The sequence below is a fragment of the Iamia sp. genome, assembly GCF_035575815.1.
Lineage (GTDB): Bacteria > Actinomycetota > Acidimicrobiia > Acidimicrobiales > Iamiaceae > Iamia.
The window spans coordinates 1-2,857 of record NZ_DATLXO010000065.1 but is presented as its reverse complement, the minus strand read 5'-3'; the positions used below and the strand labels follow the sequence as shown (position 1 = coordinate 2,857).

The window sequence follows — 2,857 nt, the reverse complement described above, 5'->3', positions numbered from 1 at the left end:
GCGTCCGGGGCCGTCTTCCCACCGCGAGCAGCCGCCGCCCTGGCCAGCTCGTTGCCCGAGGTCGGGCTCGTGGTCGCCCCGCCGGGACCCACCGGGTTCTGGCTCGGACGCACGTTCCCCACCACCGAGCCCGGGTCGGTGGTCGTCACCACCGGCGACCCCGCCGGCACGGCCGAGGCGATGGCGCTCCTGGCGGCCCGCGCCGGTCGGCCGACGACGCTGGTGCTCGGCGAGGGAGCGAGGGCCGACGAGGTGCTCGATGCCCTCGCCGCCGAGAGCCTTCCGCTCACCGTCGAGGTGTGGACCCGTCCCGATGCGGAGGCCGACCCCCGCACCCGAGTGGTCGCCGTCGACTGGTCAGTGCTGGATGCCCTGGTCGAGGTCGCCGGCGAGCCCGACCCCGCCATCTGGCCCGGCCGAGCCCCGTAGCTGTGCTACTTCAACCTCGACCTCGGCTGACGCTCTCCCGCCTCGGCCGCGGTGGCGTTCTCGGCGCTCGACGATCCCGCCCGAGGCACTGGGACGCGAAGGGCGCCGGGCCGCACCAGGTCGAGGAACACCATCAGGCCGGGCGAGGCCAGCACGCCCTCGAGGCCCCGCGCTTCGAGAAGGTCCCACGCACAGCGTTCACCTGTCATGAGGCAGCACGCACGTGCACCTCGAGGTCGGCCCCCGGTGTCCGCCCCGTCACGTCACAAGACGATCGCTTTCCGGGATCCATCGCTTCGAGGGCCGGTCTTCGACGTGCTACACGCGCGCCGCGAGGGCGTGGGGAAGGTTTGGTCAGCGGGCAGAGGGGCAAGTGCCAACTCCCGAGTCCAGGAGTCCGTCATGGAAACCGCTCTTCCGATCGCCGCCCTCATCGCCGCCGGAGTCGCCGTCGGACGCTGGGCGGAAGGCCGCGACCTCCCCGTCGTCCCCGCTGTGGGGACGGCCATGGCGCTTCCGGGCCGGGTCGCCGGGAAGGTGGCAGCAGGGGGCCTGCGGGTGACCGGCACGGCCACGATGCTCGTTGGGGCCGGGGCCCGTCAGGCCGCCGGCGGCGTGGAGCGCCTCGTCGACTCCGGCGAGTCCCGCTCCCGCCGGTGAGAGGAGTTCCCCGGGAGTTCGCACTCCTGCCAGGCAGCATCCCGTCCTCGGCCATGCACGGGTGGTCGAATGATGCCTGGTGCTGCAGCGTGAACGACGGCTGTCGGATGTCCTGGAGATGTGGGCAGGCGGCCTCGCCCTGCTCGCCAGCCACCTCACCGAGGTCGACATGCGGCCGACCGGGGCGGCGGGCCCATCGTCGCCGGGTCATGCTCGCTCGTCGGGTCGACCACACTCGTCCGGTCGATGTCGGCTGCCGGTGCCCGATGCACAGGCGAGCGACGCCGCCTGAGCCCGGCCCCCGGCGGTGAGCCGGCCGGCCGGACCCGCCCCGTCGCCGTTGCCCTGGGCGCCGCGGGCGCGGCGGCGCATCTGGCGCGACGGGGCCGAGATCCACATCCAGGTGCGGGGCATCCACCGGCCGGACCGCCACCGGCTGCGCACGGAGATCATCGATGCCCTGGCGGATCTCGAGATCGCCCGTCGCGTCGTCCTCAACCCGGTCCGCAGCGATGTCACCATCGTCGCGGGCGAGGATGCGACCGACCCGGTCGCGCCCTTCCTGGCGGTGATCGACGGCCTCGAGATCCTCCACGACGTGGCCGACGAGCCCTTCGCCGATCGACCGGACCACCCGGGTGACCCGCGCCGGTTGCGACAGGACCTGCTGGCGGCGTCGGCCAACGGCCTCGCGCTCGGGGTCGCCATCACCGGCCGTCTGGCCCGATGGCCCCGCCTGCCGGTCGAGCTGTCGGCCGTGGCCTCGGTGGTGCAGCTCCAGCCGCGCCTCCGGGCTCCCTTGGAGGCGGTCCTCGGCACCGGCGTCACGGAGGCCTCGCTCATCGGGCTCCACGCCATCGGCAACGCGCTGGGCCAGGGCCCGCTGGGGCTGGTCGCCGAACTGGGGGTGCGGGGCGCGTCGATCGTCGAGCAGATGGAGCGCCAGCGGCTCTGGCGTGACGTCGGAGCCGAGGTCGACCCGGGGCCGCCGCCGGTCGAGGTTGCGCCCCGCCCCGAGCCCCTCGCCCCCGGGCCGGTGGAGCGCCACATCGACCGGGCCGCCGCCGCCGGGGTGGTCGCGGGCCTGACCACCGCGGTTGCCACCTTCAACCTCCGGCGCGCCGCCGCCGCCTACCTGACCACCACGCCCAAGGCCGCCGTCCAGGGACGCGAAGCGTTCGCTTCCCACGTCGGTCGGATCCTGGCCGGGCGAGGGACACTGGTCCTCGATCGCGAGGCCCTGCGTCGCCTGGACCGCTTGGACGCCCTGATCGTCGACGGCGCCGTGGTCTGCGGCGGGGAGCGCGCCGTGGGCTCCGTCGTCGCCCTGGACGGCCAGGAGCCCGCCGACGAGGCCGTCGGTGCCGCCGCCGAGCTCTTCGACCCCGACCGCCCGAGGCGGCGGGGGCCCTGGTCGCAGCGGCCGCTTCCGCCGCGCAGCCCGCTACGTCAGCGCCTCGAGGTCCGGCGGGCGATGCACGAGGTCGGGCACGACCGGCTCCTCGTGCTCTCGCACCACGGGGAACCGGAGGCTCTGGTGGAGGTGGGCGAGCCCGTCGACGACGACCTGGTCGCCGTGGTCGCGGCCGCCCGGGAGGCGTCGTGGATGGTCGCGGTCTCCGGTGATGACGCCCTGGTCGAGCGGCTCGGGGCCGATCTCCGCCTCGACGGCGACCTCGTCGACGACGTCCGCATGTTGCAGGAGGACGGCTGCGGTGTCGCCCTGCTCGCCGCCGACCCGGCCGGGCTGGCGGCGGCCGACCTGGGC

At 74.9% G+C, this 2,857-nt stretch carries 1 protein-coding gene and 2 pseudogenes; all 3 read left to right on the top strand.

Annotated elements, in window-relative coordinates; genetic code table 11:
• Nucleotides 1-429, top strand: a pseudogene (locus tag VNL12_RS07015) (hypothetical protein); the annotation flags it as partial.
• A 402-nt stretch (nt 430-831) separates the two neighbouring features.
• Nucleotides 832-1,089 (top strand): hypothetical protein, encoded by a 258-nt coding sequence (locus VNL12_RS07010; RefSeq protein WP_325592924.1) that lies wholly within the window; start codon nt 832-834, stop codon nt 1,087-1,089.
• Between the two features lie 307 nt (nt 1,090-1,396).
• A pseudogene (locus VNL12_RS07005) lies at nt 1,397-2,857 on the top strand (hypothetical protein); the annotation flags it as partial.

Bases quoted from the DNA above. Each gene is read 5' to 3' on its own strand.
- VNL12_RS07010 (WP_325592924.1), top strand. From the start codon at position 832: ATGGAAACCGCTCTTCCGATCGCCGCCCTCATCGCCGCCGGAGTCGCC.